Annotated in this window: 3 protein-coding genes; all 3 read right to left on the reverse strand. The window is 74.5% G+C overall.

Going from position 1 to position 16,493, the window contains the following annotated elements:
- Positions 1–109 precede the first annotated feature (109 nt).
- The 3 genes from ACTMTF_RS29595 to ACTMTF_RS29605 are packed head-to-tail and all read right to left on the reverse strand — an operon-like array spanning position 110 to position 16,275.
- Positions 110–9,940: an SDR family NAD(P)-dependent oxidoreductase gene (locus tag ACTMTF_RS29595; protein ID WP_441113605.1), complete on the reverse strand. Its 9,831-nt coding sequence runs from the start codon at positions 9,938–9,940 to the stop codon at positions 110–112.
- A complete protein-coding gene (locus ACTMTF_RS29600) occupies positions 9,937–14,961 on the reverse strand; it encodes a beta-ketoacyl synthase N-terminal-like domain-containing protein (protein ID WP_441113606.1) in 5,025 nt (1,674 codons plus the stop codon). Before ACTMTF_RS29600 ends, ACTMTF_RS29595 begins: the two co-directional genes overlap by 4 nt.
- 33 nt (positions 14,962–14,994) lie before the next feature.
- Positions 14,995–16,275 (reverse strand): SDR family NAD(P)-dependent oxidoreductase, encoded by a 1,281-nt coding sequence (locus ACTMTF_RS29605; RefSeq protein ID WP_441113607.1) that lies wholly within the window; start codon positions 16,273–16,275, stop codon positions 14,995–14,997.
- Positions 16,276–16,493 lie beyond the last annotated feature (218 nt).

A 16,493-nucleotide genomic window follows, 5' to 3' on the forward strand; every position in this document is an offset into this window, starting at 1 on the left:
GTCATCTCCGTTCCGTTCATCGTTTCCGCTCCTTGATCGCGACGTTCCCGGTGTCGGTCCGTGTCGGTCCGCGTTGGTCCGTTTTGGCCGTGTTGGCCGTGGATCGCCGTCACCTCCCGCGCCTGCGCGCGGCGGCCTCCAATCCCGAGCGCCGGAGCTGGGCTCGCACCTGGCTGCCGCCGTCGGCGACGGCCGGCGCCTCGCCCGAGGCGAGCGCCTCGACGGTGCGGCTCAGCGCTGCCACGGTCGGCGACTCGTAGAGGATGTGCGGCGGCAGCTCCGGCAGCTTGAACGCGCGCCGGACCGCGGCCACGATGGCGACGCCGAGCAGCGAGTTGCCGCCCAGCTCGAAGTAGTTGTCCAGCACGCCGACCCGGTCCAGCCGCAGCGACTCGCCCCAGATCGCGGCGATGGCCTCCTCGGTGGCGCCGGCGGGCTCCTGGTAGTTGGTGACCAGCTCGGGCCTGGGGTGCAGCTCGCCCCCGCCGCCCATGGCGGGGGAGGTCACCGCCTCCAGGGTGAAGCGGGAGCTGCCGCTCACCAGCGTGGGGAAGTCCTGGGTGGACACGACGACGTGCGGCTCCCCGGTGGCCAGCGCCCGCAGCAGCGAACGCCAGCCGTCGGCGAAGTCGATGCCGACGCGGGCCCGGTTCTGCCGGAAGAAGTCGCGCAGCGCCTCCTCGTACCCGGCGAGCCCGGCCTCCCACGCGTTCCACGTCCACTCGCCCCAGCCGACGGACACCACCCGGCGCCCGGTCGCGGCGAGCTCGTGGGCGTAGCCGTCCAGGAAGGCGTTGGCGGCGCAGTAGTCCACCTGGCCGGGGCCGCCGCCGGTCGCGGAGGTGATCGAGGAGAACAGCACCAGCAGGTCCAGCTCGACCTCGTCCGGCCGGCCGACGCGCAGCGCCTCGGCCAGCGCCAGTGTGCCGCCGACCTTGGGGGCGAGCACCTCGTCCAGCTCCTCGGGCCGCTTGAACTGCATCAGCCCCATGGCCGGCACGCCCGCCGCGTGCAGCACGCCGTGCAGCGCCCCGAAGCGCCCGGTCGCCGCCTCGACGGCCCGGCGTACGTCCCCGGCGCCGGCGACGTCACCGGCGACGATCTCGACCTCGGCGCCGAGCCTGATCAGCTCGGTGACCTGCCGCACCCTGCGCCGCGTGACCTCGTCGACCGGGCTCCCACCGGAGTCGCCGGAGTCGCCGGAGTCGCCGGCGGCCAGGATCGCGGGCCAGTCGGCGCGCGGCGGCAGGCCGCGCCGGGCCAGCAGGACCAGCTTGGCGCGGTAGTCGCGGGCCAGATGCCCGGCCAGGCCGAGGGCGATGCCGCCCAGCCCGCCGGTGATCAGGTAGACACCGCCCTCGCGCAGGCCGGTGACATCGGCGACCGGGCCACCGCCGGGCACGGGCGGAGCGGGCACGGGGGCAGGTGTTCGGGCGGGCAGGGGCGGGGGTTGCATGCGGGCGTATTCGGGGACGTAGCGGCGGCCGTGCCGGAGCGCCACCGTGCGGTCGTGCTGCGGGCGGGCCAGCTCGGCGGTCAGGCCGCGCAGGTCACGCGCGGACGGGCCGGCCGGGAGGTCGATCAACCGGGTGGTCACGCCCGGATACTCCAGCGGGATCACCAGGGACGGCCCCATCAGCGTCGCGCCGGCCGGGTACGCCACCTCCTCCCCCAGCACCCGCTGGGTGCCGGAGACGGCCACGTCGAGCGACCAGTCGCCGATGCCGGACTCCCCCGCCGCCCTCGCCAGCGCGACGAGAGTGTGCAGGCCGTGCGCGATGGTGACGTCGTGCGCCGCCGGTTCCAGGGTCCACAGGTGCACGACCCGCTCCAGCCGCCGTCCCGCCGTACGCAGGTCGCGCAGCACGGCGAGCATGTCGCCGACGCTGCCCGGCCTGGCCATGTGCCCGTCGCCGGTGACGGCGTACGCCTCGCCGGGACGTACCGGCGTGATGCTGGCGCCGGTCGCGGCGGCGGCCTCGCGGAGTCCGGCCAGTGCCTCGTCGGCGAGCCCCTCGCGGGTGAACACCAGCCACGAGCCCGGCGGGCGTTCCGCCGGCGCGGCCGTCTGCCGCCACACGGGCAGGTAGAGCCACTGCTCCTCGGGCAGCTTGGGCAGGCTCGTGATGGCCTCGAACAGGTCCTCCGGCTCGGCCGCCGTCTCCCGGCGGGCGGGCGGGTCGATCCAGTAGCGCTGCCGCTGGAACGGGTAGGTGGGCAGCGGGATGCGGCCGGGCAGCGTGGCGGGGTCGGCGCCCTCGACGCGACCGTGGTAGGCGTCCCATCCGATGGCGACCCCGCCGAGCCAGAGCCTGGCCAGGCAGCCCGCCAGCGCCTCGTCACCCGGTGTGGCGTCGCTCGCGGCGGGCAGCGTGTGCGTGATCAACGACCAGCGCTCCGCCGGGCAGCCCGCCCCGCGCACCAGCGCGCCCAGCGACTGGCCGGGGCCGATCTCCACCATTGCGAGCTCCGGCTCGGCCAGCAGCGTGTCGACCCCCGCCTGGAAGCGCACGGTCGCGCACATGTGCCGGGCCCAGTAGCCGGGGTCGCACACGAGCTCGGCGTCGGCCTGCGCGCCGGTCACGTTCGAGATGTACGGCAGCGCGGGCGGGTTGAGCGTGACCTCAGCCTTGATCCACTGGGTGAGCTCGTCGCTCAGCGGCTCCAGCATGCGGGAGTGGAAGGCGTGGGTGATCTCCAGCGCGCGGCACGCGATCCCGGCCTGCCGCAGCTCCCCGGCCAGCGTCTCGATCGCCTCGACAGGGCCGGCGACCACGACCGCCTGAGGGCCGTTGACGGCGGCGACGTCCAGCTCGCGTTCCTCCAGCCGGAAGCGCCTGCGCAGGTCGCCCGCCGGGAGGGAGACGGCCAGCATCGCCCCCGCCGGCATCCCGGCGATCAGCCGGGCCCGGTGGGTGACCAGGGCGACGGCGTCGGGCAGGGACAGGACTCCGGCGAGACAGGCGGCGACGTACTCGCCGAGGCTGTAGCCGAGCATGATCGCCGGTTGCAGCCCCCAGGACATGAGCGTGCGCGCCAGTGCGTACTCCACGGCGAACAGCGCCGGCTGAGCCACTTCCGTGCGCTGCAGCACGGCGGCGAGGCTCGCGCCCGCCTCGCGCTCGCCGGTCAGCAGGTCGGCGAGGTTGACGAGGTCGGCGCCGTCTGCGCCGTCCAGGTGCTGCGCCAGCAGGGTCAGACACTCGTCCAGCGCGGCGCGGAAGGCCGGCTCGTGCCGGTACAGGTCGCCGGCCAGGCCCGGGTACTGCTCGCCGACGCCTGCCAGCAGGAAGGCGGTCCGGCGGCCCTGTACGGTGTCGACCCGGCCCAGCAGCCCCTCCTGGCGCGTCCCGGTCAGGGCGGCCGCGGCGGCCGCGCCGTCGCCGGTGACCAGCGCCCGACGGTGCTCGAAGGTCTTGCGCCCGACCTGCAGCGTGTACGCCACATCGGCCAGCCGCGCGCCGGGCTCGGCGGCCAGGTGCTCGCCGAGCCGCCGGACAGCGGCGTCGGCCGCCGGGGCGTTGCGCGCCGAGACGGGCAGCACCTGGAAGCGGCGGGCCGGTGGCGGCGAGCCGGGACGGACGGGTGGCTCCTCGATGACCATGTGCACGTTGGTGCCTCCCATGCCGAGGGAGTTGAGTCCGGCGATGCGCGGGCGGCCGTCGCGCGTCCGCCACGGGGACAGCTCGGCGTTGACGTAGAACGGGCTGCCGTCGAAGTCGATCTCGGGGTTCGGGCTGGTGTAGTGCAGGGTGGGCGGGATCATGCCCTCGCGCACCGCGAACGACGTCTTGATCAGCCCGCTCGCGCCGGCGGCCCGGTCCAGGTGCCCGACGTTCGTCTTCACCGACCCGATCGGGCAGTACCCCCTGTCCCGGGTGGCGCCGAACGCGCGGGTCAGCGCGGCCACCTCGATCGGGTCGCCCAGCTCGGTGGCGGTGCCGTGCGCCTCGACGTAGCTGATGTCCTCGCCGGTGACGCCCGCGTCGGCCATCGCGTCCTCGATCACCCTGGCCTGGCCGACGACGCTGGGCGCGGTGTAGCCGACCTTGAGCGCGCCGTCGTTGTTCATCGCGGAGCCGCGGATCACCGCCCAGATGTGGTCGCCGTCGCGCACCGCGTCGGGCAGCCGCTTGAGCAGGACGGCGGCCGCGCCGTCGCCGAACATGCTGCCCCGGGCCTGGGCGTCGAAGGCGCGCACGTGGCCGTCCGGCGACTCCTGCCCGCCGGGGCCGAACAGGTGGCCCACCCGGTCCGGCACCCGGATCGAGACGCCTCCCGCCAGGGCCAGCTCGCACTCGCCGTTGCGCAGGCTCTGCACCGCCAGGTGCGCGGCGACCAGCGACGTGGAGCAGAAGGTCTGGACGGCCACGCTCGGGCCGTACAGGTCGAGCAGGTAGGAGACCGTCGTGGTCAGGGCGTCCTTGTCGTTGCCCATGATGACCTCGAAGTCGCTGAACTCCTGCTGCCCGCCGCCGAGCAGATGGTCGGTCATCCGCAGCAGGTACGTGCTGATGTTGGCGCCGCCGAACACGCCGACCCGGCCGCGGTGATCGGGGGCCGCGTAACCCCCGTGCTCCAGCGCCTCCCAGCACACCTCCAGGAAGGCCCGCTGCTGCGGATCGTTGATCGCGGCCATCCGGGGGCTCATGCCGAAGAAGGACGCGTCGAAGCCGCTGATGTCGTCCAGCACCGGCCGGGCCGGGACGTACGCGGGATCCTTGATCTGCTCGGGGTCGGCCCCGGCGGCCAGCAGCTCCTCCTCGGAGAAGAAGGTGATGGACTCGACGCCGTCGCGCAGGTTGCGCCAGAACTGGCCCACGTCGGAGGCGCCGGGGAATCGTCCGGCCATGCCGACGATGGCGATCCGCCTGTCGTCGTCACCCGGACGACCCGCATCCCGGTCGCGGGCGGTCACGGCCTGAAGCGTCCCGGCGGAGGTGCGGGTTCGTGGCCCGCCGACTGCCGCAGGGGGCTGTGGCGCTCCGGCGGGCGCCGGTGCCGGTGCGCGGCGCTCGTCCAGGGTGGCGGCCAGCGTGCTGACCGTCGGCGCCTCGAACAGCGAGACCGTCGGCACCGCCACGCCGAACCGCTTCTTCACCAGCGCGAGCATCTGCAGCGCGACCAGCGAGTTGCCGCCGAGGTCGAAGAAGTTGTCCCGGGTGCCGACCGGTTCGACGCCGAGCACTTCTGACCAGAGGCCGGCCAGGTCGCGTTCCGTCGCCGACAGCGGCGGGGTGTAGGGCTGTGGCAGCTCCGGGCGCGGAAACCGGTCGCCGGTCCCGGCGGGCGCGGCGTCACCGACGTGACCGCCGACGCCGCCGACGCCGGAGGCGTAGGCATGGGGCAGCCGGTCGTCCAGGCCGCCGGCGGCCACCACCAGGCTGGGCCGCGAGGCGACCAGCAGCTCGTCGAACGCGCCGAGCGCTTGCTCGGCCGTCATGGAGTGCGCGGCCATGGCCGCGCCGAACCCGCCCTCGACCCGGCTCAGGGTGACCGACCAGGTGTCCCAGCCGGCGCTCACCCATCGGGTACGCGTCCGGCGGGCGTGGTTGCGCAGGCCGATCGCGGTCAGAGCGGCGTTGGCGGCGGCGTAACTGGCGAACGCGATGCCGCCGAGCACGGCGGAGGTGGAGGAGAACAGCACGCAGAAGCTCGGAGCCCGATCGGCGGGCAACTCGTTCAGCAGCCGCTCCAGAACCAGCGCGCCGGTCACCTTGGCGGCGAAGTGCCGCTCGACGGCGGTGGCGTCCAGATCGCGCAGCGGGCGGAAGGTGTCAGGGCCGGTGTCGGCGGCGGCGTGCACCACGCCGTCCAGCCGCCGGCCGCCCGCGAGCACCTCGTCCAGCAGCGCGCGCATGGCGGCGTCGTCGGTGACGTCGACCCGGGGGGTGAGCACCTCGGCCCCGAGCTCCCGCAACCGCCGCACCCCTGCCCGGCGCGGGTCCCCCTCGGTGTCGGGCACCCCGCCGCGACTGGCCAGAATCAGCCGCCCGGCACCGCCCCGGACCAGATGCTCGGCGACGAGCAACCCCACATCGCCGAGACCACCGGTGATCAGGTAGGTGCCCCCCTCCCGCACACCGGCGACATCCTCCGACCCCGACTTGCCGACCCCGCCCCCATGTGAATCAGCCTGAACAGATCCGTTCGGCACCCGCTGGGCTGACCCGTCCGGCCCGGTCTCGCTGGGCTCGTCCGGGGTGAAGCCGCGGACGAGCCGGCGGCCGGCGCGGTAGGCGACGAACACCTCGCCGGAGGGCAGGCGCACTTCGGCGGCGAGCGCCTCGGCGATGGCGGCGGGACTCGCGGCCGGGTCGAGGTCCACCGTGGCGCAGTCGAGGTTCAGGTACTCCTGGTTGGCGACCATCGGCAGGGTCGCGGCGGCGGCCTGCCGGAGCGCGGGCACCTCGCCGTCCGCCACGGCCTGTCCGCCCGAGGTGGCCACGATGATCCGTACGCCGTCACCGGCCTCACCCCAGGCGTCGAGCAGCCGGGTCAGGGGAAGCAACCCGTCGCGGCCGTCGTTCGGGCCGGTGGAGGCGTCCTCCTGGTCGAGGAGGCGCAGGTCCGCCAGGACCGTGGGGCCACCCCCGGCCAGCCGCCTCGCCAACTCGGCGTGACAGGCCGCCGAATCCAGGTCGACGACGAAGCCGTCGGGGGTCTCTACGAAGGCACCGGCCCCATCGGCCGACTTGCCCGAGGCTTCATCGAGCCCACGCGGAGTCTCCGAGACCACGCCCGAGGCCTCATCCAGCCCAGGCGGAGACTGAGTGAAGGTTTCCGAGGGGGTGACGGTCACGACCTCGATTCCGTGGGCGCGCAGCGTCCGGGCCAAGGTCTCAGCGGCCTCCGTACGACCGCCCAGCAGGACACAACGGGCGACCGACGCGGACGCCTTATGCGTGCCAGCAGCAGATACTTCGGGCCTATCCACCGCAGCCGCCCCCAGTGCGCCTGCGACGGACTCCTCAGGTGTGCCGTCGGCGGACGCTCCGAGGGTGTTGTCCTGGGTCCAACGCGGGCTCAGGAGTCGTACGTGCGGCTCGGCAGGCGTCCCCATGGCTCCGGGTGCGGCATCCGTACCCGCACCGTTGGCACCAGCGCGGGAAGCCGCGCTGTGAGCGGCGGCGGCCGTGACGCCGGCACTCACAGCGCCGATGTCGGTTGCGGCGCGGATGCCGGTGGCGGTGCCGGGAGGCGCGGCGGCGGGGGCTGAGGGCGGGTTCACCCAGTAGCGTTCGCGTTGGAACGGGTAGGTGGGCAGGCCGGCCTTGGCCACTGGGCGGTCCTGCTGGTAGCCCGGCCAGTCGAGCCCCACGCCCGCCAGCCAGAGCCGGCCGGCCGCGTCGGCCAGGGCGGCGCCGGCCGGGCGGGGGTCCTGGGCGCCCGGCAGGGTGCCGACGATCAGCGGCCAGCGCTCACGGGCACAGTCCCGGTGTCCGCGCGCCATCGCGCCGAGCGACTGGCCGGGCCCGATCTCCAGCAGCGCCGCGTCGCCCTCCTCCCGCAGCAAGGTGGCCAGCACGGCGTCGAACTGGACCGGCGCGCACATGTGCTCGGCCCAGTAGGCCGGGTCCGTCACCTGCTCGGCGGTGGCCAGGGTGCCGGTCACGTTGGAGACGTACGGCACGCGGGGCGCGTTCAGCGGCACGTTCTCCGCTATCCAGGCGGTGAGCGGCTCGCGGATCGGCTCCATCATGGCCGAGTGGAAGGCGTGGGTGGTGGCCAGCGGGCGGCACGGCACCGCGTCGGCCTCCAGCAGCGCGCGCACCGCCGCCATGGCCTCCGGCTCGCCGGCCAGCACGGTGAGGTCGGGGCCGCTCACGGCGGCGACGTCCACGCCGGAGATCCCGGCGCGCCGGAGCCGTTCGACCGCGTCGGCGGCGGACAGCGGGACGGCGCTCATCGACCCTTCGGGCAGCCCGCCGATGAGGCTCGCGCGGTGCGCCACCAGGGCGAGCGCCGACTCCAGCGACAGCACGCCGGCGAGGCAGGCGGCGACGTACTCGCCCAGGCTGTATCCGGCCAGGATGGCGGGCTCGACACCCCAGGTCAGCACCAGGCGGGCGAGCGCGTACTCGACCGAGAACAGCGCGGGCTGGAGGACGGCGGTCGGGGTCGCGTCGGCGGCCGGGCCGCGACCGAGCAGCGCGCCCAGCCCGCCGGTCGCCTCGGTGCGGCGGGGTGCGAGCATCTCGGCGAGCGGGTCGTCCCCGCCCATCCGGCGGCGCAGGACGGCCCGGCACTCGTCGAGCACCTTGCGGAAGACGGGCTCGGTCCGGTAGAGCTCGGCGGCCATGCCGGGGTACTGCTCGCCGGTTCCCGCGATGAGGAAGGCCACGGGCCGGTCGGCGCGGCCCTCCTCGCGGCGCAGCACCGCCCCGTCGCGCATGGCGGCGGCGGCCTCGGCGGTGGACGAGGCGACCAGCATCCTGCGGTGGGCGAAGAGCTGCCGCCCGCTCTGCAGCGTGTGGGCGACGTCGGCGAGCCGCGTGTCGCCGCCGGGGCCCGCGAGGTGCGCGGCGAGCCGCTCGGTCATCGCGTCGGCGGCGGCGGCCGAGCGGGCGGACCACACCAGCGGCTCGGGCCGGGGCTCCTCCTCGGTCCGGGGGACGAGCGGCGCCTCCTCCAGCACCACGTGGGCGTTGGTGCCGCCGATGCCGAACGCGCTCACGCCCGCCCGGCGGGTGTGTCCCGCCTCGCGCGGCCAGGCGCGCAGCGAGGTGACCACCTCCAGCTGGGCATCGCCGGCGCCGAGTTGCCGGTTGGGCTCCGTCAGGTTGAGCGTCGCCGGGATCTCGTCGTTGCGCAGCGCGAGGGCGGCCTTGATCAGGTTGGTGACTCCGGCGGCCCGGTCGAGGTGGCCGAGGTTCGTCTTGACGGAGCCGATCAGCAGCGACTGCCCGCGGAACACCTGCTGGAGCGCGGCCAGCTCGGCGGCGTCGCCGAGCGCGGTGCCGGTGCCGTGCGCCTCGATGTAGTCGATGTCGGCGGGCGTCAGGTCGGCGCTGGCCAGCGCCTCGGCCATCACCGCGGCCTGGCCCTGTACGCCGGGCGCGGTGAAGCCGACCTTCCGGCCGCCGTCGTTGTTGACCGCCCAGCCGCGCAGGACGGCGTAGATCTGGTCACCGTCGGCGAGCGCGTCCTCCAGACGGCGCAGCGCGACCACGCCGACGCCGCTGCCGAGCGGGGCGCCGAGGCCGCCGGCGTCGAAGGCGCGGCACTCGCCGTCGGGCGGCGAGATCCCGCCCTGCTGGTAGAGGTAGCCGACATGCTGCGGCACGCTGACCGCGACGCCGCCGGCCAGGGCGAGGTCGCACTCGAAGCCGGCCAGGCTGGTGGCCGCGGCGCAGACCGCGACCAGCGACGTCGAGCAGTAGCTCTGCACGCCGTACGACGGGCCGGACAGCCCCAGCGTGTGCGCGACGCGGGTGGTGAGCGAGTCCTTGTCGTTCGCGAGCCCGAGCGCGAGGTCGCCCATGACCTCGCCGATGCCGCTGGGCAGCAGGTTGTTCTGCATGTACGAGCTGTGCGCGCAGCCGCCGAAGACGCCGATCGAGCCGTCGAAGCGCTTGGGGTCGCAGCCGGCGTCCTCCAGCGCCGCGTGGCTGTGCTCCAGGAACAGCCGGTGCTGCGGGTCGAGGATCTGCGCCTCCTTCGGGCTGAACCCGAAGAAGGCGGCGTCGAACAGCTCGACGTCCTCGATCACCGGCGCGGCCTTCACGTACGCGGGGTCGGCCAGCAGGTCGTCCGGGACTCCGGCGGCACGCAGCTCGTCGTCGGTGAACCGGGTGATCCCGGACGCGCCGGCCCGGATCGCGGACCACAGCTCGGCGACGTCGGACGCCCCCGGGAAGCGGCCCGACATGCCGACGATCGCGATGTCGGTGCCGGAGTTCTCGCCCTCGATGTCGTCGATCACGTCTTCCGTCCTCATTTCCGGTTACTGGAACGGGCCCGGCGCCGCCGCTGCCCCCGTGCGGAACTGGTGGTGAGCGATTCCTGGACGCCGCCGCCCGCGCCGCCTTCGCCGTCGAGAGCCGCGGCGAACTCCGCGATGGTCGGGTGCTCGAACAGCAGCGCGGGCGGGACCGGGTGGCCCAGCCTCTTCTCCAGGGCGAGCACCATGGCCATGCCGAGCAGCGAGTTGCCGCCGAGGTCGAAGAACGGGTCGTGCACGCCGACCCGGTCGATGCCGAGGTAGGCGCCCCACAGCTCGGCCATCTCGGTCTCCGCCTCGGTCCGCGGCGCCGCGAAGTCGGTGCGCAGCTGCGGGCGCGGGAACCGTTCGCCCGCCGGCACGGCGGAGGCCGCGCCGATCAGGTCGTCCAGGTCGAGCATGTCGGACCAGGCGCGCACCACCTCGTGCAGCGGCTGCCGCACCGCCATCACGCTGCCGTGGCCGCCCGCCACGATCCGGTCCAGCAGCTCGCAGCCGGCGTCGTCGGCGAAGCCGTAGCGGGCGCGGTAGGCGGCCACCCGGTCGGCCAGGCCGCCCGCCGACTTGAGGTTCTCCGACTGCCAGACGTCGTGCTGCCAGGGGCCCCAGGCGACCGACACGACCCTGGTCGACGGGCTGGTGGCGGCCAGCGCGTCGCCGTACGCGTCCAGGACGGTGTTGGCGGCGCAGTAGTCGCCCTCGCCGATGCCGCCGAACGCGGTGACCGCGGACGAGTACAGCACCAGCAGCTCCGGCCGCTCGGCGGCCGGAGTCCCGGGGCCGACCAGCTCGGCCAGCGGACCCATCGCCAGGACCTTGGGCGCGAGCACCTCGGCGGCCTCGGCCACGGTCCGCCGCCGCAGCAGGCCGCCCGCCGGCAGGCCGGCGGCGTGGATCACACCCGTCAGCGCGCCGAAGTGCTCCCGCCCGCGCCGCAACGCCTCCCTGAGCTGGTCGGGAACGCCGGTGTCGGCGGTGAGCAGCAGCACCTCCGCGCCGCTGGCCTCCAGCTCGGCGACGTCTCGCAGGGTCCGCTCCGCCCGGTCACCATCGGCCGTGCCGCCTTCCCATGCCTGTTCCGCCCGCCCGCCGTCGGCACGGCCGCGCCGCAGCGGAGTGCGGCCGACCAGCGCGAGCCGCCGCACACCTGCCCGTACGAGGTGCTTGGCGAGGGCCATGCCGAGCCCTCGGGTCCCACCCGTGATCAGGTACGTCCCGTCCTCCCGCCATACGGGGGCCGGGGGCGGGGCGGTGGAGACGGGAGCCCAGGACCGCACCCAGCGGCGACCCCGCCGCCACCCGGCGAGCGGGTCGGGCGCGTCGGGCCCCGCGTCGGGGTCCGGCTGGTGCAGCAACTCCTGCGCGAGCCGCAGGGCGTCCAGGGCCGATCCAGCACCGAGTTCGGACTCGGGCTCGCGGCCGAGACTGGAGTGAAGATCCAGGCCGGCGTCAGGGGCTGAGGCGAGGCCGAGGTTCGAGACAGGGCCGGGGTCTGAGGCGAGGGCTGGGTCGAGGTCGGTGCCCTGCCAGGTCAGGCCGGGGTATTCGTGCCGGGCCGCCCGGCCGAGGCCGTGGGACAGGGCCTGGTGGGGGGACGGGATGTCGTCGCCGAGGATCTCGGTGGCGCCCCGGGTGACCGTCAGGAGTCGTACACCCCGGTCCTCGGGCAGGTCGCCGAGGGCTTGCAGGGCCAGCATGAGGCTGTTGAAGCCGTCGGCGACCGCTGCTCGCAGGCCCGCGTCGTCCAGGCGCCCGCCCGTAGGGGAGGTCAGGCTCCACAGGTGCGCGACGTGCACCGGGCCGTGTCCGTACGCCGGGTCGCCGAGCGCGGTGAAGACGTCGGCGTAGTGGGCGGGGACGGCGGGGTCGATGGTCAGTCGGCGGCCCTCGCGGCGCGGGGCGCCGTCACCGGCGACCACTTCGAGCACGGGGGTGCCGGAAGCGGCGGCCAGGTCGGCGAGGGCCGTGCCCACGCCGCCGGGGTCGGCGAAGACGACGAGGGGGCCGGGCAGACCGAGAGCCGTGGAGGGGGTGTCCCAGGGACCCCCACGAGCCTGTCGTTGAGGCCGAGAGTCCGACGCCGACCCTTTCGCCCCGTCCTGCAGCCCTCTTTCCGCGTCCTGCCGCCACCTCGCCGGATCCTGTCGCCACGAGTGGGCGAAGGTGAAGTCGGCGGGCTCGGCGTTCGGTGCGGGGATGGCCGGGCCGGTGGGCACGGTCTGCTCGGGCCAGAAGCGGGTGCGCTGGAACGGGTAGGTGGGCAGGCTGAGCACCTGGCCTCCTCCGGCGTGCGCGCCCTCCCACGTCACCGGGGCGCCGAGCTCCCACAACCGGGCGCGTGTCTGGAGCAGGTCGTCGTACGGGTCGCGGCGGGGCCCGCCGGTCCAGTGGGCCGGCAGGGTGCCGAGGACGGCGGCCGTGGAGTCTCCGGCGAGGTTCTGCCGGACCAGCCCGCCGAGCGTCTGGCCGGGGCCCAGCTCGACGAACACGTCCACGTCCTGGCTCAGGCAGTGCCGTACACCGTCGGCGAAGCGGACCGTGCTGACGAGCTGCTCGGTCCAGTACGAGGTGCTGGTGGCCTGCTCCTCGGTGAGCGCACGGCCGGTGAGGTTGGAGACGACGGTGCTGGACGGCGCGCGTCTCGGCACGGTGTCGAGCACGGCGGCGAGCTTCTCCCGGGCGGGCTGCAGCAGTCTGGAGTGGAACGCGTGCGCGGAGCGCAGCGTCCGGCAGGCGATGCCCTCGCCGGCCAGCCGGGCGGCCGCCGCCTCGATCTCGGCGGGCGGCCCGCTCAGCACGGTCATCGACGGGCCGTTGCGGGCGGCGACGTCCACGTCGATCCCGGCTGCCGCGAGGGCCGCGGCGATGCGCTCCCCGGGGGCGGCGACGGCGATCATGCGCCCGGTGGGCACGGCGGTGATCAGGTGCGCCCGCTCCAGGACGACGTGCAGCGCGTCCTCCAGGGTGAACACCCCGGCCAGGCAGGCGGCGACGTACTCGCCGAGGCTGTAGCCGATGAGCATGTCGGGGGTGACGCCCCAGTGCTCGAACAGCCGCGCCAGCGCGTACTCGGCGGTGAAGAGGAAGGGGTGGGCGACCTCGGCGTGGTCGAGCGGTCCGAAGGCCTCCGCCGTGCCGCCGCCCCGGCCGAGCAGGGCGGCGAGGTCGGCGGAGTCGGGGGCCGTCTCCCGCTCGGGGAGGAACAGGGGGCGCAGGTCCGTGCCCGAGCGGCGGCGGACGAGCTCGACGCAGGCGTCCACCGCCTCGGCGTACACCGGCTCCCTGGCGTACAACTCCCGGCCGAGTCCTTCGTACTGGTCGCCGACGCCGGGGAGCAGGAACGCGACGCGTGGCCGGCCCTTCACCCGGTGGCCGTCGCCGCTGTCGGCGGTGGCGCGCAGCCGGCGTACGGCGTCGTCCGGGCTGTCGCAGAGGAGGGCGCGACGGTGGTCCAGCTCGGCGCGCCCGGCCTGGAGCGTGTGGGCGAGGTCGGGCAGGGTCGTGCCGGGGTGGGCGCTCACCCAGTCCGCCAGCCGGGTGGCCTGCTCGCGCAGCGCCGCGGCGCTGCCGGCGGACAGGGGCAGGACGTGCGTGCCGGCGCGCGCCGGCTCCTCCCGGGGGTCCGGTACGGGGGCGCTCTCCAGGATGATGTGGGCGTTGGTGCCGGACAGGCCGAACGAGCTGACTCCGGCCAGCCTGGGCCTGTCCTCCTCCTCCGGCAGCGGTTCCAGGCCGGTGACCGGCCGGAGGGTGCCGTCCTCGGGGAACGCGGCTGCCGGGGTGGTCAGGTGCAGGCTGGGCGGGATCTGCCCATTTTTCAGGATCAGCACGGTTTTGATCAGGCCCGCAACGCCCGCCGCCGCTTGGGTGTGGCCGATGTTGGTCTTGATCGCGCCGACGCGCAGCGGCCGGTCCGGCGAGCGGCGGCCGAAGACGTCGTGGAGGGCGGACAACTCGATGGCGTCGCCGAGGTGGGTGCCCGACCCGTGCGCCTCCACGTACGCGATGTCGTCGGGGCTGAGACGGGCGGCGGCGAGCGCGCGGCCGATCACGTCGGCCTGCGCGCGCCGGCTCGGGGCGGTGAGCCCGTTGCTGCGCCCGTCCTGGTTGACCGCAGAGCCGCGCAGCACGGCGTGGATGCGACGGCCGTTCGCGACGGCGCTGGACAGCCGCTCCAGCACCACCAGGCCGCCGCCCTCGCCCATGACGTAGCCGTCGGCGTCCTCGTCGAAGGTCTTGCACCGCCCGTCGGAGCACATCATCAGGCCCGCGCACGCCTGGATATAGAGGGAGGGGTGCAGGGTCAGCGAGGCTCCCGCGGCGATGGCCAGGTCGCTCTCGCCCCGGCGCAGGCTCTCGGCGGCCAGGTGGACCGCGATGAGCGACGAGGAGCAGGCGGTGTCCACCGTGATGGTGGGGCCGATCAGGTCGAGCTGGTAGGCGATGCGCCCGGCGGCGATGCTGGCCACCGAGCCCTGGCCGAGGTAGGGGTCGCCGAGGGCGTCGACGCCCTGCCGCTCGATCTGCAGCCGGCCGTACTGCAGGGTGTCCATGAAGCCGACCATCACGCCGGTGCGGGTGCCGGCCAGCCGCGAGGGTGACAGGCCGGCGTTCTCCAGGCCTTCCCACGCCAGCTCCAGCAGCAGGCGCTGGTGGGGGTCCATGCGCAGCGCCTCACGCGGTGAGAGGCCGAAGAACTCGGCGTCCCAGCCGGTGATGTCGTCCAGGAACGTGCCGTACCTGGTGTAGACGCCGCCGGGGGTGCGCGGGTCGGGGTGGTAGTAGTCGTCGATGTCCCAGCGGGTCGCCGGCACCTCGCGGACCGCGCTGCGGCCTTCGCGCAACAGCTCCCAGAGGCCCTCGGCCGTGTCCGCCCCGCCGGGGTAGCGGCAGGCCATGCCGACGATCGCGATGGGCTCGTAGGCGCGCTCCTCCGTCTCGGTGAGCCGACGGCGGGTCTGGGCCAGTTCGACCGTGGCGCGCTTGAGGTAGGCGCGGAGCTTGTCCTCTGTCCCCATCGTTGGTGCCTTTCCGGTCGCGGGAGTCATGGGTCACAGGTCGTTGTCGATGAGGGCGAAGATCTCCTCGTCGGAGGCGGAGTCGATCTTCTCCATGACGCCGCCCACGTCGTTCTGGCCGCCGCCGCCGAGCTTGGTGAGCGCGCCCTGCAGGATGACGGTGAGCCGCTCGCGCATGCTCTTCGCGTCGCCGTTGGCCGCCGTGAGCAGGTCGTCGACCCGTTCCAGGGCGGTGCGCAGCGTCTCTTCCGCCGTGGGTGGCGCCGGTACGAGGACTTCGGCGAGGTAGGCCGAGAGCAGGCGGACCGTGGGATGGTCGAAGACGAGGGTCGCGGGCAGTCGCAGGCCGGTGTCGGCGTTGAGCCGGTTGCGCAGTTCGACGGCGGTCAGGGAGTCGAAGCCGAGCTGGTTGAACGCCTGGTCCACGTCGACCTGGTCGGGGTCGCCGTGCGCGAGGACGGCCGCCACGTGGTCGCGGACGGCGTCGGTCAGTGACCGCAGGGCTTCGTCCCTGTTCAGCTCGGCGAGCCGGGCCACCAGGCCCGCCGCCGCGCCCTTTCCCGCTGTACGGCGCGGCAGGCGTACCAAACCGCGCAGCACTCCCGGCAGGTCACCGGCTTCGGCCCGAGCGCGCAGCCCGGCCGCGTCCCAGCGAGCTCCGACGACGACCGGCTCCGCGTCGGCGGTCAGGACGCCGTCGAACAGGCCCAGTCCCTCTTCCACCCGCAGCGGGGCGACTCCGGCGCGGCTCAGCCTGGCGACGTCCAGGCCACCGGTCATCCCCGACTCGACGTCCCACAGGCCCCAGGCCACCGACACCGCCGGCAACCCGGCATCCCGCCGGTGGACGGCCAGCCCGTCCAGGAACGCGTTCGCGGCGGCGTAGTTGCCCTGCCCCGCGTTGCCCACCACCCCGGCGAGCGAGGAGAACAACACGAAGAACCGCAGCGGCATCCCCTCGGTCAGCTCGTGTAAGAACCAGGCCGCGTCCGCCTTAGGTTTGAGGACCACGTCCACCCGCTCGGGAGTGAGGCTTCCCACGACGCCGTCGTCCAGGACCCCGGCCGCGTGCACGACACCCGCCAGCGGCCCGGCCGAAGCCACCGCATCGGCCAGCGCTGCCCGATCGGTCACGTCACAGGCCAGCACCCGCACCCGGGCCCCGGCCTCTTCCAGGCCGGCCACCAGGTCCGAAACCCCCGGAGCGGCGGGGCCCCGCCGTGACAGCAGCACCAGATCCCGGACCCCATGACGCTCCACCAGCCGCCGCGCCACCAGCGCACCCAGCCCACCGGTCCCACCGGTCACCAGCACCGACCCAGGAGAGAGGGCGGAAGCGGGGGCAACCGTCTGCGCGGGAAGGGAGGCGGAGGCGGAAACGGAGGCAGAGGTCTGGGCCGAGGTGGGGGCAGAGGACGGGACGGAAGCCGAGAGGGAGGGCTGGGCAGGGAGGGTGCGGCGGGCCAGGCGGGGGGCCAGTACCCGACCGTCCACGACACGGACCTGAGACTCACCCGAACCCGCGACCAACC

Source organism: Nonomuraea sp. ZG12 (assembly GCF_052068115.1).
Lineage (GTDB): Bacteria > Actinomycetota > Actinomycetes > Streptosporangiales > Streptosporangiaceae > Nonomuraea.

What these genes read in the sequence shown, in the direction of transcription:
- ACTMTF_RS29595 (WP_441113605.1), bottom strand. Translation starts at nt 9,940, where the DNA reads ATGAGGACGGAAGACGTGATCGACGACATCGAGGGCGAGAACTCCGGC.
- ACTMTF_RS29600 (WP_441113606.1), bottom strand. Translation starts at nt 14,961, where the DNA reads ATGGGGACAGAGGACAAGCTCCGCGCCTACCTCAAGCGCGCCACGGTC.